Here is a 21,565-nt window from a genome sequence, read left to right as displayed (position 1 = left end):
CCAACGGTCAAGTGCATGTCCGGCTACGCCAGCTTCCGCGAGTTCTATCCGTTTTACTTGAACGAGCACAGCGACCTTCGCTGTCGGCGCATGCATTTCGCCGGCAGTACGCTGGTGTTGCTGGTGATCGCCGTCGCGCTGCTTACCCGCAACGCGTGGTGGCTATGGCTGGCGCCGGTTGCCGGCTACGGCTTTGCCTGGATCGGGCACTTCGTCTTCGAGAAGAACCGGCCGGCGACGTTTACCCATCCGCTCTATAGCCTGATGGGCGACTGGGTGATGTATTGGCAGATCCTGCGCGGCAAGGTATCGATCTGACCCGGCCAGGCGCCGCTCAGCGATATTGCTGGTGACAGGACTGACAGACCTCGTCGATCGGCTTGACGGCCGCCGCCAGGGCGGGGCAATTGGCCGGTGCGGCCAGCAAGGCGGCCTGGGTCTTGTCGTGCAGCTTGGCCGCCTCGTCCAGGAACGGCTGGTCGACCCCAGGGAACGCCTCGCTGATATCGGCCTGGGTTTCCAGCAAGCGGGTGAGATGCTGGCGCGCCTGCACGGCATCGCAGCGTTGGGCTCTGACGGCGGTGTGCAGTGCGCCCACGTGGTGGGCCATCACCGACATCACCGCATGCGGCAACGGATTGCGTTCGTGCAGCGTGTTCATGACCGACACCGTGCCGATGATGCCGATGACGAGTCCCAGCAAGATCGAAATGGCAACACGCATGCAATAGCTTCCGGTGGCAAACGCAAAGGGGCGGCAAGCATAACCTGTCGCTCACCCCGGTGGTCGCGCCAGGGGTGAGCTGCGGCCGCCGCCTACTGCGGCTAAAATGCCCTATGTTCAAGATCTTGGAATCCAAGCGTGATGCATCCTGAAGGCCTAGCGGGTTCCGCCGCCGCGCGTCATCCGCCCGATGATGCGCCCGTAGGTGAAGTCGCCTTTCCGTACGAGCGCTTCGCAGGTGTAGAGCGGCTTTATGGTGTCGGTTCGGTCAAGCGGTTGGCGCAATGCCACGTCTGCGTGATCGGCATCGGCGGCGTCGGCTCGTGGGCGGCGGAAGCCTTGGCGCGCAGTGGCGTGGGTCGGCTCACCCTGATCGATGCCGACGAAGTGTGCGTGTCCAACACCAACCGTCAGCTGCATGCGCTGGACGGCCAGTACGGCAAGTCCAAGGTCGGCGTGATCGAGCAGCGTCTGCGTGCGATCAATCCGGCGATCAGGATCGACGCGATCGAGCGCTTCCTGACGCCTTCGACGCTGGATGAGTTGCTCGATCGCGGCTACGACATCGTGCTGGATGCCTGCGATGCGTTTCGCGTCAAGCTGGAAGCCATCGCCTGGTGTCGTCGCCGCAAGCTGGCGATGGTGTCGGTCGGCTCGGCCGGCGGTCGCACCGATCCGACGCAGATCCGCGTGCGCGACCTGTCGCGTACCGAACACGATGCGATGTTCAGCCTGATCCGCAAGAAGCTCCGCCAGGACTTCAACTTCCCCCGCAATCCGGATCGCTACTTTGGCGTATCGGCCGTGTACTCATTGCAGAACGTGCAGTATCCGCAGCCTGACGGCACGGTATGCGGCACCCGCCCACCAGGCGTGGCTGGCGCCGATGCTTTGAATCTTGCCTGCGGTGGTGGCCTGGGCGCGGCTACGCATGTCACCGGGGCGTTTGCGTTTGCTGCGGTGGCGAAGGTGATGGAGAAGCTGCTGGGGAACTGAGGCGGCGTGGCCTCTCACCGAAACCCTTTCGCCTGCCCACCCCTGTAGGAGCGCACCCTGTGCGCGATCGGACTTGCCGTGATCCCGCGTCATCGCTTCGTAGGCTTTTCGCGCACAGGGTGCGCTCCTACATTGCCCCTCTCCCCGCTGGGGAGAGGGGCAAGGCGCTTACCAACCCATGTAGTGGCCGCCATTGATGGCGAGGTTGGCGCCGGTGATCCAGCCGGCTTCCTCGCCGGTGAGGAAGGCCACCGCATGCGCGATTTCTTCCGGCTTGCCGAGGCGTCCCACCGGAATCTGCGCAATGATCTTCTCGCGTACCTCTTCCGGCACCGCCATCACCATGTCGGTACCTACGTAGCCGGGTGACACGGTGTTCACCGTGATGCCGAACTTTGCGTTTTCCTGGGCCAGCGAAATGGTGAAGCCGTGCATGCCCGCCTTGGCCGCCGCGTAGTTGGCCTGGCCGTACTGGCCCTTCTGGCCGTTGATCGAGCTGATCTGCACGATGCGACCCCACTTGTGCGTGCGCATGCGCTCGATCACCGGGCGGGTGACGTTGAAGCAGGCATTGAGGTTGGTGTTCACCACTTCCATCCACTGCGGATAGGTCATCTTGTGGAAGGTGGTGTCACGCGTGATGCCGGCATTGTTGACCAGGATCTCCACCGGGCCCAGCGAGCTCTCGATGATCGCGGCCATGGCCTCGCAGGAATCGGGATTGCAGACGTCGGCGGGAACCAGCAGCACCTCGATGCCGTCCTTCGCCATCATCGCCTTCCATTGTTCGGCCTTGGCCTGGTCGCGATAGTTGGTGGCGACCCGATGCCCCTGCTTGGCGAGATAGCGAACGATCGCCGTACCGATACCGCCCGTGCCGCCAGTGACCAATGCCGTGCGCTGCGTCATGCCTTGTCTCCAGATTGTGCCTGATGTCATTGCGACCCGGTCCGTGCCGCCGGGCGTAACCATGTGTACCTATCTAACATGGCAAAACGTCTACGGCGAGCACGTAGTTCGACCGCGATGTGCGGCGGGTCATAACCGGGATTGTTTATAGCGTCTTATGCGGCTGGCCGTTCGCTGCAGTGCGGCAAACTTTCAGGGGCAAAGCGATCGAGCGCATCAGCCAGTGCCAGGCCGGGTTCGACGATGTCCGACGGCACCGCAAGATCGAGAAAGGCGAGGGCGCGTCGCAATGCAGGCATCGGATGGGTGGGATCCACCGGGTGGGCCCGTTCGGTCTTGGACAGCTTGCGGCCACCGGCATCCAGCGCCAGCGGCAAATGCAGGTAAGTAGGCGTAGGCAGGCCCAGGCATTGCTGCAGGAAGATCTGCCGGGGCGTGGAGTCCAGCAAATCATTGCCGCGCACGACCTGGGTGACCCCCTGGAAGGCATCGTCCACGACGCAGGCGAGCTGGTAGGCGTAGTAGCCCTCGACGCGCCGTATCACGAAATCGCCGGCGGTGCTGCGAAGGTTCTGGGTTTGCCGGCCTTGCAGGGCATCGTCGAAACCGATGTCGATGTCCGGCACGCGCAGTCGCCAGGCAGGTGTCCGGTCGGCGGCAGGTGGCGCCAGGCACGCGCCGTCCAGGTGCAGCCCGCCGGCCAGGTCGTTGCGGCTGCACCAGCAGGGAAAGACCTGATTGGCGGCCTTCAACTGCTCGAAGGCCTGGTCATAAGCGGCCATGCGTTGGGACTGAAACAGCGCTGGTGCGTCGGCCACCAGGCCAAAGGCGGGCAGGGCCGCCAGGATGCTTTCGGCGGAGCCCGGCATTTCGCGCGGCGGGTCGATGTCCTCCACCCTCAGCAACCATTGCCCACCGGCGTAACGCGCGCATAGCCAGCTGCCCACGGCGGCAACCAGGGAGCCGAAGTGCAGGTGGCCGGTGGGCGAGGGGGCGAAGCGTCCGCGATAACTCATCGGCGCATTTTAAGCAGGCCGATCGATGAACGCGGGGCTTTGCCGACTCGATATAGGCCAAAAAGCTCTTGAAACGGAGCGCTATAGCCCCGAATCTTGATAGGCGGCCTTAGCCGCACTCCCTTTCATGACTGCCCGAGAGACAGCCATGCGTCGCATCGCATTGTTCCTGCTTACCAATATCGCCGTCCTGTTCCTGCTGAGCATCGTCTGCCATCTGTTTGGCGTCGATACCTGGGCCGCTTCCCGCGGCTACGGTGGCATGGGCGGCTTGCTGGCCTTTGCCGCCATCTTCGGCATGGGCGGCGCCTTCATCTCGCTGGCGATGTCCAAATGGATGGCGAAGATGTCCACCGGCGCCCGGGTGATCGAGCAGCCGCAGAACGAGGGCGAACGCTGGCTGCTGGACACCGTCCGTCGCCATGCGCAGAACGCCGGCATCGGCATGCCCGAAGTGGCGATCTACGACGCGCCGGAAATGAACGCATTCGCCACCGGCATGAACAAGAACAGCTCGCTGGTGGCGGTAAGCACGGGCCTGCTGCAGCAGATGGACCGCGAGCAGGTCGCGGCGGTGCTTGGCCACGAGATCGGCCACGTCGCCAACGGCGACATGGTCACGCTGACCTTGATCCAGGGCGTGGTGAACACGCTGGTGATCGTGGCCGCGCGCGTGGTCGGTCGGCTGGTCGACAGCTGGTTGTCGGGCGGTCGCGATAGCCGCGATGGCGGTGGCATCGGTTACTTCGTTTCTGTGATGGTGCTGCAGCTGGTGTTCGGCTTGTTCGCCTCGATGATCGTGATGGCGTTCTCGCGCTGGCGCGAATTCCGCGCGGATGCTGCGGGTGCCAAGCTGGCTGGCCGTGGCGCGATGATCTCCGCCCTGCAGCGCCTGCAGGTGCAGCACGGCGAAAGCACCTTGCCGCAGACGATTGCCGCGTTTGGCATTTCCGGCCACCTGGCCACCGGCATGAAACGGCTGTTCATGAGCCATCCGCCGCTGGAAGAGCGCATTGCCGCGCTGCAGAGCGCGTCCTCGAACGCATGATCCTTCACCCTCTCCCGACCAGGGAGAGGGTTAGATAAGGGGCCGCCTTGTCGGCCCCTTTGTGTGTGCCGAACCCCTTCCTGTTCGATCTCTTCAAGAGTCTTTCCGCATGACGAATACCGCGCCCGAAACCCGCAAGTTCGAAGCCGAAGTCGCCCAGGTACTGCACCTGGTGACGCACTCGCTGTACTCGCACAAGGAGATTTTCCTGCGCGAGCTGATTTCCAACGCCTCCGACGCCTGCGACAAGCTGCGTTTCGAATCGATCGCAAACCCCGAGTTGCTGGCAGGCGACGGCGAGCTGCATATCGATGTCAGCTGGGACCCAGAGGCGCGTACGGTCACGGTGCGCGACAACGGCGTCGGCATGAGCCGTGAGGAAGTGGTGGCCAATATCGGCACCATCGCCAGCTCCGGCACGCGCCGCTTCCTCGAAGCGATGAGCGCGGAGCAGAAGACCGACGCGCGCCTGATCGGCCAGTTCGGCGTGGGTTTCTACTCTTCCTTCGTGGTGGCCGATCGCGTGACGGTGCTCAGCCGTCGCGCCGACCAGCCGGCAGGCGAGGGCGTGAAGTGGGAGAGCGACGGCAAGGGGGAGTACCAGCTGGCACAGGTGGAGTTGGCCGAGCGCGGCACGGCCGTGATCCTGCATTTGAAAGCGGACGAGGACGAGTTCCTGAAGAGCTGGGAATTGCGCTCGCTGATCCGCAAGTATTCCGATCACGTCGCGTTCCCGATCCGCATGCCGAAGGAGCAGGACGGCAAGCCGGGCGCGGAGTGGGAAACCGTCAACGACGCGTCGGCCCTGTGGGCCAAGCCGCGCAACGAGATCTCCGACGAGGACTACCAGAGCTTCTACAAATCGTTGGGCCACGATTTCAACGACGCGCTGGCCTGGACGCACAGCCGCGTCGAGGGCAGCCAGAGTTTCACCACGCTGCTCTACATCCCCGAGCAGCCGCCGTTCGACCTGATGATGGGCGGGCGCGACGAGCGCAAGGGACTCAAGCTCTATATCAAGCGCGTCTTCATCATGGACGCGGCCGAGGAGCTGTTGCCGAACTACCTGCGCTTCGTGCGTGGCGTCGTCGATGCGGATGACCTGCCGCTCAACGTGAGCCGCGAGATCCTGCAACACAATCGTCAGCTCGAGCGCATTCGCGCGGCATGCATCAAGCGCGTGCTCGATCTGCTGGAGAAGCTGGCGCGCGACGAACCCGAGAAGTTTGCCACCTTCTACAAGGCCTTTGGCAACACGCTGAAGGAAGGCATTGCCGAAGACCAGGCGAACCGCGAGCGCATCGCCAAGCTGCTGCGTTTTGCCTCGACCAAGGGCGACGGCGCGGTGCAGACCGTCTCGCTGGACGACTACATCCTGCGCATGGCGGTGGGCCAGGACACCATCTGGTACATCACGGCAGACAGCTACACCGCCGCGGTCGGCAGTCCGCAGCTGGAGGCGTTCAAGGCCAAGGGCATCGAAGTGCTGCTGATGTTCGATCGCATCGACGAATGGATGCTTGGCAGCCTCAATGAATACGCCGGCAAGAAGCTGAAGAATGTCGCCAAGGGCGAGCTACCGTTGGACGAAGCCGACAAGAAACAGCAGGAAGCGGCCAGCAAGGCGGCCGAGCCGGTGGTGAAGAAGCTCAAGGAGCTGCTGGGCGATCGAGTGAGCGAAGTGCGCGTGTCCGCTCGCCTCACCGACTCGCCTTCGTGCCTGGCGTTGTCGGATTACGAAATGGCGCCGCATCTAGCGCGTTTATTGCGTGAGGCTGGCCATGACGTACCCGACAACAAGCCGACGCTGGAGATCAATCCCCAGCATCCGCTGCTCAAGCGGGTGGAGGCCGAAGGCGATGCGGCCAAGGCCGCCGACCTGGCTAACCTGCTGCTGGATCAGGCGGAGATCTCCGCTGGCGCACAGCTGCCCGATCCGGCCGCCTTCGTGCAGCGACTCAATCGCCTGATCGTCGGCTAAGCCTTGCCCGTCATTCCGGCGAGTGCGGCGTCCTGCAGGGCGCAAGCCGGAATGACGGGGCCGCAAACCAACCCAGGCCGCGCCAGGGCCGCCTGCCGGCGCTCGTTATACTGCGTCCCTTCCGCTCGAAGGGATGTCCATGGGCACCTTGCTGTTGCTGTTCGTCTGCCTGCTGCTGGGCGCGCTGGTCGCGCGTTACGCGAAACCGCCTGCCGGCATCGTTCACGGCATCAACTGGTGGGTCATCAACATCGCGCTGCCGGCCCTGGTGCTGGAGCTGGTGCCGAAGGTCAGCATCGACAGGCAGCTGTGGTTTCCCGTGGCGGCGATGTGGGTGGTGTTCTTTGGCGGCTGGCTGTTGTTCGCCACGCTGGGCCGCTGGCTGGGCTGGTCGCGCCAGCGGATCGGCGCGCTGACCCTGGTTTGTGGCCTGGGCAATACGTCGTTCATGGGTTATCCCATGATGCAGGCGCTGCATGGCAAGGAAGGGCTGGCGCTGGCGGTGGTGGCCGACCAGCTGGGTTGTTTCCCCTTGCTGGCGTCGGCGGGCGTGGCGGTCGCATCGCTGTATGCGGGAAAAGCAGCGCAACCGGCCGTGATCGCCCGGCGCATTCTTACCTTTCCGTCGTTCCTGGCGCTGGTCTTGAGCGTGATTGTTGGTGCTCTAGGTGGCTGGCCGAGCTTGCTGGACAGCGTATTCACGCCCATCGGCGCGACCCTGACACCGTTGGCCCTGTTCTCGGTGGGCATGCAATTCAAGTTCCATCTCGGCGAGCGGCCGCTTTCCGCGCTGACGCTCGGCCTGGGCTGGAAGTTGGTGCTTGCCCCTTTGGCCTGCTGGTTGTTGGGCACGGCCGCGGGCGTCGGCGGGCTGACCCTGACGGTGGGTGTGCTGCAGGCGGGCATGGCACCGATGATTTCGGCGGCGATTCTTGCCGACGAGTACAAGCTTGAGCCCAGCCTGGCCAACACGATACTTGGCGCGGGCATCGTGCTGTCGCTGATCACGGTTCCGCTGGGCAATTGGTTGCTCGGCGGTTGAGGAAAGCCGGATCTGGACGCTTCACCTCGCGCATTGACGCGGTGTTTCATCAGCGCTCGCTGCTTCAGGTCGAGAGACCGCTGCTCACGACCCTCCGATGGGCGACAATACGCCCATGTCATCAGCTCAATCGCAATCCACGGGCCCGGTGCGCGCCGACGTATGGCTATGGGCCGCCCGCTTTTTCAAGACACGCAGCCTGGCCAAGCAGGCCATCGACGGCGGCAAGATCGACCTCAACGGCAGTGGCTGCAAGCCGGCCAAGGCCGTGCATGTGGGCGACGTACTGCGCATCGGTCGGGGCGTGGAGCGGCTGGAAGTCGAGGTGCTGGCGTTGTCGGAAAAGCGGGGGCCAGCCAGTGACGCCCAGACCCTCTATCGCGAAAGCGAAGCCAGTGTGACGGCACGCGAGGCGGCGAAGGCCCAGCGTAAGCTAGTCGGTGCCATGGCGCCTCCAGGGCGGCCGGACAAGCAGGAACGTCGAGAATTGCGACGGCTTAAGGATTCCATGTGAGTCACCCATCGCAGATTCCGGCGCGAATCTGCGGGAGCATCAACACCGGCGAGAAGCCGCACAAAGGTGCGGCTTCGGTTCGACGTGATGTGGAAGGGGAAGGCGATGACGGGCTTGGCATTCTTAAAGCGACTGCTTGCTGGCGCGACAGAGGGGCGGGCGCCGGGGGTATTGCGTAAGGCCGAACAGGGCGCGCGCGTGCTGGTGGTCGATGATTCGGCCACCATCCGGGCCGTGCTGGGGCGCATGCTCGAGGTCGAAGGCTATGCGGTGACGCGAGCCGCCGATGGCGAGCGGGCGCTGGAGATGGCGCGCAGCGAGCCGCCTGACCTGATCTTTCTCGATATCGTGCTGCCGGGCATCAACGGCTTTGCCGTGCTGCGTGCGCTACGCCACGACCCGCTCACCCAGCACGTGCCAATCGTGATGATCAGCGGCAACCAGCAGGCGACCGAGCAGTTCTATGTTCAGCGCTTTGGCGCCGACGACTTCATCAGCAAGCCGTTCGGACAGGCCGAGGTGGCGCGCAGTATCGACCGGCTGGTGGGATTCGGGCGCCTGTCGGCGCGTCAGCCGGGTGTCGTCGTGCCGCTGTCCGCGTCCGCGGAAACGATCCCCAGCCTGCTTGCCAATGCGACCTTGGAGTCGCCGCCAGAGAACATGTCGAACCTGGCCGCCTGAGCTCGAAGCGAAGCACGCGGTTGTAGACAAAACAGGGCGGCGATCCTTGCGGGTCGCCGTTCTGATCGTTGCCGCGGCTTCGTCGAGTACGGGGTGTGCGGTGTTTGAAACGCACCGTCTTTTGGACGCGCGGCGGGTTTCACGTCGGCGCAACAGCCACTTGTCGACGATCGGGATCCTGCTACGAACGCGTGGAGAGTCGGCATGGCCGAGACGATCGAGGAAGGCTCGCTGGTATTCGTCGCCGATGGCGAAGACGGCATCGGTTCCGTGCGCAAGATCCTGGCCGACGAATCGGCGCTGGTCGTCTACATCGAAAACAGCGGTGATTTCGTCATACCTCGCGCGGCGGTGCGGGCGGTGCATTCCGGCAAGGTCGTTCTCAACCTGGACGAGCTGCCGCGACCGGTGCTCGAAGCCATCGGCCATGCCAGGAAATCGGAGTTCCCGCACTGAGGCAGGGAAAGCGGGCGCCAGCAAGTGGCGCGCATGCCTGAGGCCTGCGCGTCTTGCTTCTCAGGCGAGTGACTTGAGCCGGTAAAGCGCTTCCAGCGCCTCGCGTGGCGACATGGCGTCGGGGTCGATGCCCTCCAGCGCCCGCTCCACTACGGAAGACTGCGTCGCGAACAATCCAAGCTGTGGTGACTCCTGCGCGGGAGCCTTGCTGGTTGCCGAGGATGCGTGCTGGTACATGCCACGCTCGAGTTCGGCCAGCGTGCGACGCGCATCGGCGATCACCGACTTGGGCAGGCCAGCCAGCGCGGCCACCTGCAAGCCGAAGCTGCGATTGGCCGGTCCTTCCTTCACCGCATGCATGAAGACCAGCTGCTCGCCGTATTCGACGGCGTCCAGGTGCACGTTGGCGATCGACGGATATTCGTTGGCCAGTTCGGTCAGTTCGAAGTAGTGCGTGGCAAACAAGGTGTAGGAGCGGCTGCTGGCGGCCAGATGCACGGCGGCGGCACGCGCCAGGGCCAGGCCATCATAGGTGCTGGTACCACGGCCTACTTCGTCCATCAGCACCAGGCTGTGTTCGGTGGCGTTGTGCAGGATATTGGCCGTCTCGCTCATTTCCACCATGAAGGTGGATTGGCCGCGCGAAAGATCGTCGCCCGCGCCGATGCGCGTGAACACGCGATCGATCGGGCCGATCACCGCACGCGATGCCGGCACGTAGCTGCCGATATGCGCAAGCAGCACGATCAGCGCGTTCTGGCGCATGTAGGTGGACTTACCGCCCATGTTCGGGCCGGTGATGACCAGCATGCGACGGGCGTCGTCGAGCACCAGATCGTTTGGCTCGAACGGTTCCTCGCGCACCTTTTCCACCACCGGGTGGCGGCCGCGTTCGATCGCGATGCCGGGTTCGTCGGACAGTTCCGGCGCACTCCAGTCCAGCGTGGTGGCGCGCTCGGTCAAGCTGGCGATGACGTCCAGCTCGGCCATGGCTGAGGCGGCGTGTTTCAGTGGCTCCAACTGGGCGATCAGCGTGTCGAGCAGTGCCTCGTACAGCGCACGCTCGCGCATCAGCGAGCGTTCCTTGGCCGACAGCACCTTGTCCTCGAACGTCTTCAGCTCTTCGGTGATGTAGCGCTCGGCATTCTTGGTGGTTTGGCGACGCGTGTAATGCGTGGGTGCCTTGTCCGCCTGACCCTTGCTGATCTCGATGTAGTAACCGTGCACGCGGTTGTAGCCCACCTTGAGGGTGGCAATGCCGCTGACGGCCTTCTCGCGTTCTTCCAGTTCGACCAGGTACTGGTCGGCGTTGGTGGCGAGCCGGCGCAGCTCGTCCAGCTCGGCATCGTAGTCGTCGGCGATGACGCCGCCGTCGCGCTGCAGCACCGGTGGTTGCGCGACCACGGCGCGGGCGAGCAGGGCAGCGGTATCCGCATGGTCGCCAATGCGCGCGACCAGGGCATGCAGCAGCGGGCTGTCCAGCGACTCGATGATGGCGCGCAACGCCGGGGCGGCGGCCAGGCCGTCGCGCAGGGTGGACAAGTCGCGCGGGCGCGCGGAACGCAGGGCGACGCGGGCGAGGATGCGCTCCAGATCGCCGATGCCGCGCAACTGCTCGCGCAGGGTTTCGTATTGGCGACTATCGATCAGCGTGCCGATCGCTTGATGACGACTGCGCAGCAGGTCGCGCGAACGCAGCGGGCGGTTCAGCCAGCGGCGCAGCAGGCGCGCGCCCATCGGCGTCACCGTTTCGTCCAGCACACCGAGCAAGGTGTGTTCGGTGCGGCCGCTGGGGTGCGTATCGAGTTCGAGATTGCGACGCGTCGCCGCATCGAGCGCAATGGTGTCGCCCGCGCTTTCCACGGCCATGCCGGAAAGATGCGGCAGGGCACTCTTCTGCGTTTCCTCGACGTAGCCGAGCAGGCAGCCCGCCGCTGCAATCGCCAGCGGCAGGCGATCCACGCCGAAGCCGCCAAGGTCGCGGGTGCCGAAGAAGCGGTTGAGCTCGCGGCGTGCGGCATCGCCGTCGAAGTGCCACGGCTGGCGCTTGCGCAGGCCGGGGAGATTGCTGACGAACTTGGGCCACGCCCCGTCTTCACCCACCAGGGTCTCGGCAGGTTGCAGGCGCGCCAGTTCCGCGGCCAGCGCTTCGGCGCTGGGCACTTCGCTGAGCAGGAAGCGACCGCTGCTCAAGTCCACCCAGGCCAGCCCGTACGCGCCGTGTGGACCCGTCGCAATGGCCATCAGCAAATTGTCGCGGCGCTCTTCCAGCAGCGCGGCGTCGGTGACCGTACCCGGCGTGACGATGCGCACCACCTTGCGTTCCACCGGCCCCTTCGACGTGGCGGGGTCGCCGATCTGCTCGCAGATGGCCACCGACTCGCCCAGGCGCACCAGCCTGGCTAGGTAATTCTCGGCGGCGTGATACGGCACGCCCGCCATCGGGATCGGCTGGCCGGCCGACTGCCCGCGCTGGGTCAGCGTGATGTCCAGCAGCCGCGCCGCCTTGCGTGCATCGTCATAGAACAGCTCGTAGAAGTCGCCCATGCGGAAGAACAGCAGCACATCCGGGTGCGCAGCCTTGGCGGCCAGGTACTGGCGCATGAAGGGCGTGTGGCTTTCGAAATCCTGGGCGACCATAACGTGCTGTTCTGTCGGGCCAACGCGATGTTGTTGGCCGTGGCGGGAGGGCAAGGCGCGCCCCTCGAAAAATGCCCGCCAAGATAACCCAAATGCCTGACCATGTATTCCGGCGCATCCACCTTCCTGCTTGAAGGCTTTGCCGAAGATTCGCCCATCGGGGCAACGCAGCAGGGGCTCGGCTAGGCCGGTGAGAGCGCCGGGGTTTGCGGGTCGTTGCGTGCCCCTCCCTTGACCTCTGGCACGGTTGTGACGCGGAGAATCCGGCCTGTAGGATCGACCGCCATGTCTACTCTCTCTCGATCTGCCTCCTATCTGGCGGTAGCGCTGGTTTTTGCGCTTGCTGCTCCCGTCGCCTTTTCCGCAGGGAAAGAGGCACCCAAGCCAGCGGCTGCCGATACCGTCACGCTCTACGCCGGAGCCACCGTTATCGACGGTACGGGCGCGGCGCCGCGTCCCGATCAGGACATCCTGGTGCAGGGTGAGCGGATCGTGGCGGTCGGCCCGCACGGCTCACTGGCCGGCGCGCAGGCTGCTGGGCTGCACACCGTCGACCTGCACGGCAAGTACGTGATCCCAGGGTTGATCGACAGCCATGTGCATATGGCCACGCCGCCAAATGCGAAGCGTGCCCAGGCAGTCTTGCGGCGCAATCTCTATGCCGGCGTTACCGCCGTGCGCGACATGGCGGACGATCTGCGTTCGGTCGGCGAGTTGGCTCGTGCATCGCGCGCCGGGGAAATTCCCGCGCCTGATATCTATTACGCCGCGGTGATGGCGGGGCCCGAGTTCTTCGCCGATCCGCGCGTGGGTGCCGCAAGCTTCGGGATGGCGCCGGGCAAGAGTCCGTGGATGCAGGCCATCGACGGGCAGACCGATTTGCGCGAGGCAGTCACGCTGGCGCGCGGTACCTCGGCCACGGCCATCAAGGTCTACGCCGACCTGCCACCGGATCTGGTGAACGCCATTACCCAGGAAGCGCACCGCCAGCACCTGATGGTGTGGGCGCATAGCGCGGTGTTCCCGACGCGCCCGGCCGATGTCATTGCGGCGGGTGTCGACGTGGTCAGCCATGCCTGTTACCTGGCCTACCAGCTGGAGCCGGTGATGCTGAAGTCCTATGAGGACCACACGCCGTTCCACGAGGCGCTGCTGGCGCCGAGCGGCGACGATCCGGTCATGGCGGGTCTTTACCGAGACATGCTCAAGCACGGCACCATCCTGGATGCGACCGGCAGCTTGTTCGTGCGCTATGACGCCGAGCGCAAGGCGCATCCCGAACGGCACCCGTTGCGTTGCACCGGGCCGACCACGATCCGGCTGGTGCGCCAGGCCTGGCAAGCCGGCGTGCCGATCTCGACGGGCACCGACAGCGACGGCGGCGTCAACGACGCCTGGCCGGCGGTGTTCGACGAGATCTTGTTCCTGGCGCATGACGTGGGCATGCCGTCCTTGCAGGTGCTTCGCTCGGCCACCCTGGTCGGTGCCGAGGCGGCCGGACAGGCAAAGGACATGGGCTCGATCGAAGCCGGCAAGTTGGCGAATTTCGCGGTGCTGTCGGCCGATCCGGTGAAGGACATCAACAACATCCGCAGTATCCGCATGACGGTGAAGCGTGGGCACGCGTACCCGCGGGCCGATTACCGACCGGTGACGAAGGACGAGATGGGCAATGGCGATGACGATTGATCGGCGGACGTTTCTGACCGGGGTGACGTGGGCGGCAGCCGCTTCGATGCTGCCGTGGGAAGCGCGCGGCGCAGTTTCGCAGGGTACCGGCATGGCCGATGGCGGCATCATCATCAACGCCCTGGGTGGTCTCGACGACCCCAATCGCGGCGCGGACGGCCTGGTGCCGGAGCTTTCGCCGCGCGTGCTGGCGGAAGCGCACGCTTCCGGGCTTACCGCGGTCAACATCACGCTGGGTTATGTGTCCGGGGCGGACGATCCGTTCGAGGCCAGCGTGCGCGACATCGCCGCTACCGATGCCCTGGTGCGCCAGCATGAGCGCGATGTGCTCAAGGTGCTGTCCGCGGCCGATATTCGCCGGGCCAAGGCCGAGAAAAAAGTCGGCCTGATCTATGGCTTCCAGAACGGCGCCATGATGGGCAACGACGCCAAGCGCGTCGACATCTTTGCCGACCTGGGCGTGCGCGTGTTCCAGCTGACCTACAACCCGGCCAACCAGCTGGGCGATGGCTCGATGGCGCCGGAAAACCGCGGGCTGACACCGTTCGGGCGCGAGGTCGTGGCACGGCTCAATGCGCGCAAGGTCATGGTCGATCTCTCGCACAGCGGCGAACAGACCTGCCTGGATGCCGCACGCACGTCCACCGCGCCCATCTCGATCAATCACACCGGCTGCCGTGCGGTGGCCAACCTGCCGCGCAACAAGACCGACGCCGAGCTGAGGCTGGTGGCGGAGCGGGGCGGCTTCGTCGGCATCTACTTCATGCCGTTCCTCAACGTTTCGGGGCACGCCCATGCCGAGGACGTGGTGGCGCATATCGACCATGCGGTGAATGTCTGTGGCGAGGATCACGTGGGCATCGGCACCGATGGTTCGGTGACCCAGATCGACGACCTCAACGTCTACCAGGCGGCCTTGGCGAAGGAAATCGCCCAGCGCCAGGCGGCCGGCATCAGTGCCGCCGGCGAACGGCCGGACACCTACCCGTTCGTGGTCGATCTGCGCGGACCACGGCAGTTCCAGAAGCTGGCGCAGCTGCTTGCGGCGAAGGGTTATTCGAGCGGGCGCATCGAAAAAATCCTCGGTACGAATTTCCTGCGCTACGCCCAGACCATCTGGGGCGGCTGAGCCTGCCGTTCGTCAAGGCCTTGGCCTGAGGCAGGGAAGGGGGTAGAACGGGCGGCTGCGCAGTGGTGCGTAGCTGCCTTCCCCAGGAGTTCCCCCATGGAGTTGTCTGTTCCCAGCGATGCCGACCTGCTGGCCCTGGCCGAGCAGGTGGCCGCCAGCGTGCAGCAGCGGCGCCTGATGCTGGTGACCGCCGAGTCGTGCACCGGCGGCTGGATCGCCAAGGCTTTGACCGACCTGCCCGGCAGCTCGGCCTGGTTCGATACCGGCGTGGTGACCTACAGCTATGGCGCCAAGGAGGCCTTGCTGGGGGTCAATCCGCGCACGCTGGAGCTGACCGGTGCGGTCAGCGAGGAAACCGTGCTGGAGATGGTCTCCGGCGCGCTGGCCCGCTTCGGCGCCGGCGTAGCTGTGGCGGTGACCGGCATTGCCGGTCCCACTGGGGGCACGGCGGAAAAGCCTGTCGGCACGGTATGGATCGGCTGGAAGCGCCGCGGTGGCTACGCCTTCGCCAAGTTGTTCCGCTTCGATGGCGATCGCGAAGCGGTGCGTCGGCAGACCGTGGCCGCGGCGCTCAATGGGGTGCTCAAAGTCCTGACGGACTGAGTCGCCAGGGCCTCCCTGACCCGCTTCACCATTGTGGGATACTCCGAAATTACAGATCGCAGTCCGTGAGACTACCCGCGGGCATCATGCACTCATTCACTGCCACCCCAGGATTCAAGACGATGGATGACAACAAGCGCCGCGCGCTCACCTCCGCCCTCGGCCAGATCGAGAAGCAGTTCGGCAAGGGCGCGGTCATGCGCCTGGGCGATCGCACCGACGACGCCATCGAAACCGTTTCCACCGGCTCACTGGGCCTGGACATCGCCCTGGGCGTGGGCGGCCTGCCACGCGGTCGCGTGGTGGAAATCTACGGTCCGGAATCGTCCGGCAAGACCACGCTGACCCTGCAGGTCATCGCCAACTGCCAGAAGAACGGCGGCACGGCGGCTTTCGTCGACGCCGAGCATGCGCTGGACCCCTCCTACGCCGCCAAGCTGGGCGTCAACGTCGACGACCTGCTGGTCTCGCAGCCGGACACCGGCGAACAGGCGCTGGAAATCGCCGACATGCTGGTGCGCTCGGGCGCCGTGGACGTGGTGGTGGTCGACTCGGTCGCCGCGCTCACGCCCAAGGCTGAAATCGAAGGCGAAATGGGCGACTCCCACGTCGGCCTGCACGCCCGCCTGATGAGCCAGGCGCTGCGCAAGCTCACCGCCAACATCAAGAAGTCCGGTTGCCTGGTGATCTTCATCAACCAGATCCGCATGAAGATCGGCGTGATGTTCGGCAGCCCGGAAACCACCACCGGCGGCAACGCGCTGAAGTTCTACGCTTCGGTGCGTCTGGACATCCGCCGCATCGGCGCGGTGAAGAAGGGCGACGAGGTGGTCGGCTCCGAAACCCGCGTCAAGGTGGTCAAGAACAAGGTGGCACCGCCGTTCCGCCAGGCCGAATTCGAGATCCTGTACGGCGAGGGCACCTCGCGCGAAGGCGAGATCATCGAGCTGGGCGTGGCCCAGAACCTGATCGACAAGTCCGGCGCCTGGTACAGCTACAAGGGCGACCGCATCGGCCAGGGCAAGGAGAACGTACGCCAGTTCCTGCGCGACAACCCGGCCATCGCCAATGAAGTCGATACGGAGCTGCGCGCTCGCCTGCTGGCCACCAGCGGCGGCAAGCCGGCACCGATCTCCGAAGAAGCGATGGAAGAGATCTGAGCATGGCCGAGCGACGTCTGCGCATCCTGCTGATTGGCGCCTCCGGCACCCTCGGCAGCGCCGTAGCGGCCGAGCTGGGCCAGCGCCACGAAGTGATCAGCGCCGGACGTCAGTCCGGCGACGTGCGCATGGATCTCACCGACGTGGCCAGCATCCGTCAGGGACTGGCCCAGGCCGGTGAGCTGGATGCCGTGATCAGCACCGCTGGTCGCGTCACGTTCGCGCCGCTGGCGGACTTCGCCGCCGCGCCGTTCGGCGAGTCCAAGCACACGCTCGGCATCACCGACAAGCTGATGGGCCAGGTCAATCTGGCCCTGGCCGCGCGTGACCATCTGCGCGATGGCGGCTCGATCACGCTGACCACCGGCATCCTGGCCGAACAGCCGATCGCCCAGGGCAGCTCCGCCAGCCTGGTCAACGGCGCGGTGGAAGCGTTCGTGCGGGCGGCGGCGATCGAGCTGCCGCGCGGCTTGCGCATCAATGTAGTGAGCCCGAACGTGCTGGTCGAGGCGATGGGCGATTACGCGCCGTATTTCCGCGGTTTCGAGCCGGTAACGGCGGCCCGCTCGGCGTTGGCGTACAGCCGCAGCGTGGAAGGCCTGCAGACCGGCCAGGTCTACAAGGTCTTCTGAGGCGGCGGCGCCGGGTGCCATGAAACGCCGCTCCGACGGGGAAGACAGCAAGAAACCCAAGCCCAGCGCCTATAGCAAGGCGCTGGGCCTGCTGGCGCGGCGGGAGCATTCCCGTCGCGAGCTGAAACTCAAGCTGCGCCAGGGCGGCTACGAGGGCGAGGAGGCCGGCGCGGCCCTGGATCGCCTGGGTGAGCAGCACTATCAGGACGACGACCGTTTCGCCGAGATGCTGGTGCGCAGCCGGGTGGCGCAGGGCTACGGCCCCATGCGGGTGCGGGCCGAGTTGAAGAGCCACGGGCTGGCGGATGCGCGTATCCGCGAGGTGCTGGATGCCGCCGAGGTCGACTGGACGGCCGTGGCGGCCGCCCAGCTGCGCCGTCGCTATGGTGCCGCCGGCGCGTCCGACCACGAGGAAAAGGCCCGCCGGGCGCAATTCCTCTTGCGTCGGGGCTTTCCCGCCGCCACAGTACGGAGTGTTACCCACGCCGACGTGGACGACACAGCCGACGGTGATTCCTGAAACCCATCATCCAGCGATGATGGCGGGGTGGCCGCGGCGGTGCGGTCCTGGCGTGACTCCTCCTTGATGGCCCTCCCCAGTCGCATGAAAACCGCCGAAATCCGCTCGACTTTCCTCGATTATTTCCGTTCGAAAGATCACACCATCGTGCCGTCCAGTTCGCTGGTGCCGGCCAGCGACCCGACCCTGTTGTTCACCAACTCGGGCATGGTGCAGTTCAAGAACGTGTTCCTGGGCAGCGAGAAGCTGCCGTATACGCGCGCGGCCGATGTACAGCGCTGCCTGCGCGCCGGCGGCAAGCACAACGACCTGGATTCGGTGGGCTATACCGCGCGCCACCACACCTTCTTCGAGATGCTCGGCAACTGGTCGTTCGGCGACTACTTCAAGCGTGATGCCATTGCGTACGCGTGGGAGCTGCTGACCGAGGTCTTCAAGCTGCCCAAGGACAAGCTGTGGGTCACGGTGTATCACACCGACGACGAAGCCTACGCGCTGTGGAACAAGGACATGGGCGTGCCCGCCGAGCGTATCGTGCGCATTGGCGACAACAAGGGCGCACCGTTCGCTTCCGACAATTTCTGGCAGATGGCCGACACCGGTCCCTGCGGTCCCTGCACCGAGATCTTTTACGACCACGGCGCCGACATTGCCGGTGGTCCTCCGGGTTCGCCGGATGAAGACGGCGATCGCTATATCGAGATCTGGAACCTGGTGTTCATGCAGTTCGACCGCGCGCCCGACGGCACGCTGTCGCCGCTGCCCGCGCCATGCGTGGATACCGGCATGGGCCTGGAGCGCCTCGCCGCCGTGCTGCAGCACGTGCACTCCAACTACGAGATCGACCTGTTCCAGCACCTGATCAAGGTGGCTTCCAAGCTGACCGGCACGGCGGACCTCGCCAACAAGTCGCTGCGCGTGATTGCCGATCACATTCGCGCTTGTTCCTTCCTCATCGTCGATGGCGTGCTGCCGTCGAATGAAGGTCGCGGTTATGTGCTTCGCCGCATCATTCGTCGCGCGCTGCGTCATGGCTGGATGCTGGGCGTGCGCGGCGATTTCTTCTGGAAGATGGTGCAGCCGTTGGTCGAGGAGATGGGCGAGGCTTATCCGGAACTCGTCGCCAAACAGTCTTTTGTCGAGGAGGCGCTGCGTACGGAAGAAAAGCGTTTCGGCGAGACGCTGGAAAACGGCATGCGCCTGTTCGACACGGTGGCGGCCAAGGCCGGGAACACGATTCCGGGCGCCGACGCGTTCCGTCTCTACGACACTTATGGTTTTCCCGTGGACCTGACCGCCGACATTGCGCGCGAGCGCGGCATGTCGGTCGACATGGACGGCTTCGAGCTGGCGATGAAGGAGCAGCAGGAGCGCAGCCGCGAGGGCGGCCGCTTCGAAGCCAAGGGCCAGATGCCGGCCGAACTCGCCAGCCAGCTCGCCCCGACGGCCTTCCTCGGCTACGAGGCGCTGGCGGGTCAGGGCAAGGTCATTGGCATCGTGCGTGCCGGAAAACAGCTTGATCAACTGAGCGATGGCGAAGAAGGCCTGGTTATCCTCGACCGCACGCCGTTCTACGCCGAATCCGGCGGCCAGGTGGGCGACACGGGCGCGCTGGTGAGCGGCGCCGGGCGCTTCAACGTCGGCGACACGCTCAAGATGGGCGGCGTGTTCTTTGGCCATGCCGGTCGTTGGCAAGGTGCGCAGCCGCTTCGCGTTGGCGATGCCGTCGACGCCACCGTTGACCAGGCGCGTCGGCAGGCCATTGTGCTCAATCATTCGGCCACCCATTTGCTGCACGCTGCCTTGCGCAAGGTGCTGGGCGAGCACGTCACGCAGAAGGGCTCGCTGGTGGCACCGGAGCGTCTGCGCTTCGACTTCTCGCACTTCAAGCCGCTCAGCGCAGACGAACTGCGTGAGATCGAAGCCCTGGTGAACGCCGAAGTGCGGCGCAACGCGCCTGCCGAAGTGCATCAGATGGCCTACGACGCCGCGATCGAGTTCGGCGCCATGGCCTTGTTCGGCGAGAAGTACGGCGACGAAGTGCGCGTGCTCAAGATGGGTGAGTTCTCCACCGAGCTGTGTGGTGGCACGCATGTCGGCCGCACCGGTGATATCGGCCTGTTCAAGATCGTCAGCGAAGCGGGCGTGGCGTCGGGCGTACGCCGCATCGAGGCCGTGAGTGGTGCCGGTGCCCTGGACCATGTGGCCGAGGAGGAGCGCCGGCTTGGCGAACTCTCGCAGCTGCTGTCTGCCCACGGTGACGACAGCGTCGACAAGCTGCGCCAGCTGTTCGACAAGCAGAAGAAACTCGAGCGCGAACTGGAATCGCTGCGCGCCAAGGCGGCCGGTTCAGCCACCGCCGATCTCGCTTCCACCGCCCAGGACATCCATGGCATCAAGGTCATTGCGGCCCGCATCGAAGGGCTGGACGCAAAGGCCCTGCGCGACAGCGTGGACAACCTCAAGCAGCAACTTGCCGATTGCGTGATCTTGCTGGCGGGTGCGATGGATGGTCGCGTGTCGTTGGTGGCCGGCGTGCATGGCAAGGCTTTGGGCCGCGTCAAGGCCGGTGATGTGGTCGCCCATGTGGCCGGACAAATCGATGGCAAGGGCGGTGGCCGTCCCGACATGGCGCAGGGTGGTGGCAACGACAGCAGCGACCTGCCGCGTATTCTGAATGGTCTGACTGGCTGGATTGGCGAGCGACTGGCCTCCTGAGGCCAGTCAACCGTTCAGCGCAGTGCCCCGTTTACGCATTGCGCTGCCCTCGGACGCTCGGCTAGTATCCAAACACTGCCGGCACCGAAGTGTTGCGACGGTGTCGCTCGACATGGCATCTACAGAGGGATGCCTGGTCTGTGAAACCGGGGAAGGCGGTAGGGCCTTCGACGGGTAAGATCGTCGAACTGCCAGACGGTGAAGCTCAGGGGTGAGGCATAACCGTCTGTTGGCCTATGACCAAAGTATTCATGGAGTGGCAAACATGTTGATTCTGACCCGCAGGGTCGGTGAAACCTTGATGATCGGTGACGAGGTGACCGTTACCGTCCTAGGCGTGAAGGGCAACCAGGTGCGTATCGGCATCAACGCGCCCAAAAACGTGGCTGTGCATCGCGAAGAGATCTATCAACGGATCAAGAACGAGCACGAGCCGGATGGCAGCGCCTCCAGTGAGTCTGGCGAGCACTGACGATCAATTAAAGCTTTACCTCGAGCGTGCCGGTTAGTATCCTTGCCGGCTCCGCAGAGATGCGGACAAAACCGGAGAGATGCCCGAGAGGCCGAAGGGGCTCCCCTGCTAAGGGAGTATAGGGTCAAAAGCCTTATCGAGGGTTCGAATCCCTCTCTCTCCGCCAGATACGCAAAAAGCCCCCCAGCGGGGCTTTTTGCGTATCTGGCGGAGAGAGAGTTGTGGACGAACCCTCCGGTTCGACAAATTCGTCCGGAACGAATTTGGACAGCCGCAGGCTGGCCCTGGAGCGCGCAGCGCGGAAGGGTGAGGCCCATGGATGGGCCGAACAATCCCGACCTCCACGCAACCAAACGTCCACCTGACGAAGCCCCCAATGGGACTCAAGCGTATCTGGCGGAGAGAAAGGTGTGGACGAACCCTCCGGTAACTCGGCACATCCTGTGCCTCGCCCTCCGGGCCATCGGCTGCGCCGATGTTCGCTCCGGCATCCTGCCTCCGCAGTCGACAAAATTGCCTGGAGCAATTTTGGACAGCCCAAAGGGCTGGCCCTGGAGCGCGAAGCGCGGAAGGGTGAGGCCCAAGGATGGGCCGAGCAATCCCGACCTCCACGCCACCGAACGTCCACCTGACGA

At 65.0% G+C, this 21,565-nt stretch carries 20 protein-coding genes and 1 tRNA gene; 17 read left to right on the top strand and 4 right to left on the bottom strand.

The genetic code is table 11. From position 1 onward, the window contains the following. Nucleotides 1-15: 15 nt before the first annotated feature. On the top strand, nucleotides 16-318 hold the full coding sequence (locus OUZ49_RS10750) for an Mpo1-like protein (RefSeq protein ID WP_266150382.1): 303 nt from the start codon (nucleotides 16-18) through the stop codon (nucleotides 316-318). A gap of 16 nt (nucleotides 319-334) precedes the next feature. On the opposite strand, the gene OUZ49_RS10745 is transcribed toward OUZ49_RS10750, so the two are convergent. After that, nucleotides 335-724, bottom strand: coding sequence for a cytochrome C (locus tag OUZ49_RS10745; RefSeq protein ID WP_266150381.1), 390 nt, complete (start codon nucleotides 722-724; stop codon nucleotides 335-337). Between the two features lie 141 nt (nucleotides 725-865). On the opposite strand from OUZ49_RS10745, the gene OUZ49_RS10740 reads away from it, so the two are divergent. Further along, nucleotides 866-1,720: a tRNA threonylcarbamoyladenosine dehydratase gene (locus OUZ49_RS10740; protein WP_266150439.1), complete on the top strand. Its 855-nt coding sequence runs from the start codon at nucleotides 866-868 to the stop codon at nucleotides 1,718-1,720. Between the two features lie 168 nt (nucleotides 1,721-1,888). Here OUZ49_RS10740 and phbB read toward each other — a convergent pair whose 3' ends face one another. Together phbB and gluQRS are read right to left on the bottom strand one after the other, a co-directional pair. Then, a complete protein-coding gene (gene phbB / locus OUZ49_RS10735; RefSeq protein ID WP_266150380.1) occupies nucleotides 1,889-2,629 on the bottom strand; it encodes an acetoacetyl-CoA reductase in 741 nt (246 codons plus the stop codon). 155 nt (nucleotides 2,630-2,784) lie between these two features. After that, nucleotides 2,785-3,645: a tRNA glutamyl-Q(34) synthetase GluQRS gene (gene gluQRS / locus OUZ49_RS10730; protein WP_266150379.1), complete on the bottom strand. Its 861-nt coding sequence runs from the start codon at nucleotides 3,643-3,645 to the stop codon at nucleotides 2,785-2,787. A gap of 148 nt (nucleotides 3,646-3,793) precedes the next feature. On the opposite strand from gluQRS, the gene htpX reads away from it, so the two are divergent. The 6 genes from htpX to OUZ49_RS10700 all read left to right on the top strand — a co-directional run bounded on the left by htpX (nucleotide 3,794) and on the right by OUZ49_RS10700 (nucleotide 9,367). Next, complete coding sequence (htpX, locus tag OUZ49_RS10725) at nucleotides 3,794-4,693, top strand: protease HtpX (protein WP_266150378.1); 900 nt, start codon at nucleotides 3,794-3,796, stop codon at nucleotides 4,691-4,693. A 109-nt stretch (nucleotides 4,694-4,802) separates the two neighbouring features. Beyond that, on the top strand, nucleotides 4,803-6,674 hold the full coding sequence (gene htpG / locus OUZ49_RS10720; RefSeq protein ID WP_266150377.1) for a molecular chaperone HtpG: 1,872 nt from the start codon (nucleotides 4,803-4,805) through the stop codon (nucleotides 6,672-6,674). Between the two features lie 139 nt (nucleotides 6,675-6,813). Further along, the gene (locus OUZ49_RS10715) at nucleotides 6,814-7,716 is read left to right on the top strand and encodes an AEC family transporter (RefSeq protein WP_266150376.1); all 903 of its coding nucleotides are present in this window, start codon (nucleotides 6,814-6,816) and stop codon (nucleotides 7,714-7,716) included. A gap of 115 nt (nucleotides 7,717-7,831) precedes the next feature. Then, nucleotides 7,832-8,230, top strand: a complete 399-nt coding sequence (locus OUZ49_RS10710) for an RNA-binding S4 domain-containing protein (protein WP_266150375.1) — start codon at nucleotides 7,832-7,834, stop codon at nucleotides 8,228-8,230. 105 nt (nucleotides 8,231-8,335) lie between these two features. Beyond that, nucleotides 8,336-8,911, top strand: coding sequence for a response regulator (locus OUZ49_RS10705; RefSeq protein WP_266150374.1), 576 nt, complete (start codon nucleotides 8,336-8,338; stop codon nucleotides 8,909-8,911). 204 nt (nucleotides 8,912-9,115) lie between these two features. Next, a complete protein-coding gene (locus OUZ49_RS10700; protein ID WP_266150373.1) occupies nucleotides 9,116-9,367 on the top strand; it encodes a hypothetical protein in 252 nt (83 codons plus the stop codon). Nucleotides 9,368-9,427: 60 nt separating this feature from the next. On the opposite strand, the gene mutS is transcribed toward OUZ49_RS10700, so the two are convergent. After that, nucleotides 9,428-12,007: a DNA mismatch repair protein MutS gene (mutS, locus tag OUZ49_RS10695; RefSeq protein WP_266150371.1), complete on the bottom strand. Its 2,580-nt coding sequence runs from the start codon at nucleotides 12,005-12,007 to the stop codon at nucleotides 9,428-9,430. 285 nt (nucleotides 12,008-12,292) lie between these two features. Here mutS and OUZ49_RS10690 point away from each other — a divergent pair, with 285 nt between their 5' ends. The 9 genes from OUZ49_RS10690 to OUZ49_RS10650 all read left to right on the top strand — a co-directional run bounded on the left by OUZ49_RS10690 (nucleotide 12,293) and on the right by OUZ49_RS10650 (nucleotide 21,096). Further along, complete coding sequence (locus tag OUZ49_RS10690) at nucleotides 12,293-13,696, top strand: amidohydrolase family protein (RefSeq protein WP_266150370.1); 1,404 nt, start codon at nucleotides 12,293-12,295, stop codon at nucleotides 13,694-13,696. Continuing rightward, the gene (locus tag OUZ49_RS10685) at nucleotides 13,680-14,825 is read left to right on the top strand and encodes a dipeptidase (protein WP_266150369.1); all 1,146 of its coding nucleotides are present in this window, start codon (nucleotides 13,680-13,682) and stop codon (nucleotides 14,823-14,825) included. The genes OUZ49_RS10690 and OUZ49_RS10685 overlap by 17 nt, the downstream gene beginning before the upstream one ends. 96 nt (nucleotides 14,826-14,921) lie before the next feature. Then, entirely contained in the window at nucleotides 14,922-15,428 is a 507-nt protein-coding gene (locus OUZ49_RS10680) for a CinA family protein (RefSeq protein WP_266150368.1), read from the top strand. Between the two features lie 122 nt (nucleotides 15,429-15,550). Next, entirely contained in the window at nucleotides 15,551-16,588 is a 1,038-nt protein-coding gene (recA, locus tag OUZ49_RS10675; RefSeq protein ID WP_266150367.1) for a recombinase RecA, read from the top strand. A 17-nt stretch (nucleotides 16,589-16,605) separates the two neighbouring features. Next, complete coding sequence (locus OUZ49_RS10670; protein WP_266150438.1) at nucleotides 16,606-17,220, top strand: short chain dehydrogenase; 615 nt, start codon at nucleotides 16,606-16,608, stop codon at nucleotides 17,218-17,220. 19 nt (nucleotides 17,221-17,239) lie between these two features. Next, on the top strand, nucleotides 17,240-17,740 hold the full coding sequence (locus tag OUZ49_RS10665; RefSeq protein ID WP_266150366.1) for a regulatory protein RecX: 501 nt from the start codon (nucleotides 17,240-17,242) through the stop codon (nucleotides 17,738-17,740). A gap of 84 nt (nucleotides 17,741-17,824) precedes the next feature. After that, nucleotides 17,825-20,458, top strand: a complete 2,634-nt coding sequence (gene alaS, locus OUZ49_RS10660) for an alanine--tRNA ligase (RefSeq protein WP_266150365.1) — start codon at nucleotides 17,825-17,827, stop codon at nucleotides 20,456-20,458. A gap of 265 nt (nucleotides 20,459-20,723) precedes the next feature. Then, a complete protein-coding gene (gene csrA / locus OUZ49_RS10655; RefSeq protein ID WP_266150364.1) occupies nucleotides 20,724-20,930 on the top strand; it encodes a carbon storage regulator CsrA in 207 nt (68 codons plus the stop codon). A gap of 73 nt (nucleotides 20,931-21,003) precedes the next feature. Then, a tRNA-Ser gene (locus tag OUZ49_RS10650) sits at nucleotides 21,004-21,096 on the top strand. Nucleotides 21,097-21,565 lie beyond the last annotated feature (469 nt).

The sequence above is a fragment of the Dyella halodurans genome (genome assembly GCF_026283925.1).
Taxonomy (GTDB): domain Bacteria; phylum Pseudomonadota; class Gammaproteobacteria; order Xanthomonadales; family Rhodanobacteraceae; genus Dyella; species Dyella halodurans.
Note: the sequence above shows the minus strand (reverse complement) of the source record. Positions and strands in the feature narration are given on the sequence as shown.

Coding starts and splice junctions, on each gene's coding strand:
- htpX (WP_266150378.1), top strand. CDS start 3,794: ATGCGTCGCATCGCATTGTTCCTGCTTACCAATATCGCCGTCCTGTTC.
- OUZ49_RS10685 (WP_266150369.1), top strand. CDS start 13,680: ATGGCGATGACGATTGATCGGCGGACGTTTCTGACCGGGGTGACGTGG.
- OUZ49_RS10690 (WP_266150370.1), top strand. CDS start 12,293: ATGTCTACTCTCTCTCGATCTGCCTCCTATCTGGCGGTAGCGCTGGTT.
- OUZ49_RS10665 (WP_266150366.1), top strand. CDS start 17,240: ATGAAACGCCGCTCCGACGGGGAAGACAGCAAGAAACCCAAGCCCAGC.
- csrA (WP_266150364.1), top strand. CDS start 20,724: ATGTTGATTCTGACCCGCAGGGTCGGTGAAACCTTGATGATCGGTGAC.
- gluQRS (WP_266150379.1), bottom strand. CDS start 3,645: ATGAGTTATCGCGGACGCTTCGCCCCCTCGCCCACCGGCCACCTGCAC.
- alaS (WP_266150365.1), top strand. CDS start 17,825: ATGAAAACCGCCGAAATCCGCTCGACTTTCCTCGATTATTTCCGTTCG.
- OUZ49_RS10750 (WP_266150382.1), top strand. CDS start 16: ATGTCCGGCTACGCCAGCTTCCGCGAGTTCTATCCGTTTTACTTGAAC.
- recA (WP_266150367.1), top strand. CDS start 15,551: ATGGATGACAACAAGCGCCGCGCGCTCACCTCCGCCCTCGGCCAGATC.
- OUZ49_RS10680 (WP_266150368.1), top strand. CDS start 14,922: ATGGAGTTGTCTGTTCCCAGCGATGCCGACCTGCTGGCCCTGGCCGAG.
- OUZ49_RS10710 (WP_266150375.1), top strand. CDS start 7,832: ATGTCATCAGCTCAATCGCAATCCACGGGCCCGGTGCGCGCCGACGTA.
- OUZ49_RS10715 (WP_266150376.1), top strand. CDS start 6,814: ATGGGCACCTTGCTGTTGCTGTTCGTCTGCCTGCTGCTGGGCGCGCTG.
- OUZ49_RS10700 (WP_266150373.1), top strand. CDS start 9,116: ATGGCCGAGACGATCGAGGAAGGCTCGCTGGTATTCGTCGCCGATGGC.
- htpG (WP_266150377.1), top strand. CDS start 4,803: ATGACGAATACCGCGCCCGAAACCCGCAAGTTCGAAGCCGAAGTCGCC.
- OUZ49_RS10745 (WP_266150381.1), bottom strand. CDS start 724: ATGCGTGTTGCCATTTCGATCTTGCTGGGACTCGTCATCGGCATCATC.
- phbB (WP_266150380.1), bottom strand. CDS start 2,629: ATGACGCAGCGCACGGCATTGGTCACTGGCGGCACGGGCGGTATCGGT.
- OUZ49_RS10740 (WP_266150439.1), top strand. CDS start 866: ATGCATCCTGAAGGCCTAGCGGGTTCCGCCGCCGCGCGTCATCCGCCC.
- mutS (WP_266150371.1), bottom strand. CDS start 12,007: ATGGTCGCCCAGGATTTCGAAAGCCACACGCCCTTCATGCGCCAGTAC.
- OUZ49_RS10705 (WP_266150374.1), top strand. CDS start 8,336: ATGACGGGCTTGGCATTCTTAAAGCGACTGCTTGCTGGCGCGACAGAG.